The organism is Ensifer sp. ZNC0028 (genome assembly GCF_000799055.1).
Taxonomy (GTDB): Bacteria; Pseudomonadota; Alphaproteobacteria; order Rhizobiales; family Rhizobiaceae; genus Ensifer.
On the sequence record NZ_JTLA01000283.1, the window covers coordinates 1 to 361 of the forward strand.

Annotated in this window: 1 protein-coding gene; it reads left to right on the forward strand. The window is 66.2% G+C overall.

Annotated elements, in window-relative coordinates; genetic code table 11:
• A partial coding sequence (locus L981_RS33020; RefSeq protein ID WP_043627276.1) for a caspase family protein occupies positions 1-361 on the forward strand: 361 nt, incomplete at both ends.

Consider the following 361-nt stretch of genomic DNA (forward strand, 5'->3'; position numbering starts at 1 on the left):
GTGCGCTCTCAGAGTTCTCGCGCAAGATCGGGCCTGACGATACCGCTCTGTTTTACTACGCCGGCCACGGCATGCAGCTGCACGGCGAAAATTTCCTCGTCGGCACCGATGCCAAGCTCGAAAGCGAATTCGACGTGCCGGCCGAGACCGTGGCGCTGTCCGAGATCATCGGCGCGATGGAAAAACGCGCCCGCATCTCGATGGTCTTCCTCGACGCCTGTCGCAACAATCCGCTCGCCGAGCGGCTGACGCGCGAAGTCGAGGGTGCGACCCGCGGTGCGGCGACGAGAGGCCTGGCGCCGATCGAAACACAGGGCGGCGGCACGCTCGTCGCCTTTGCCGCAGCCCCGGGACAGGTCGC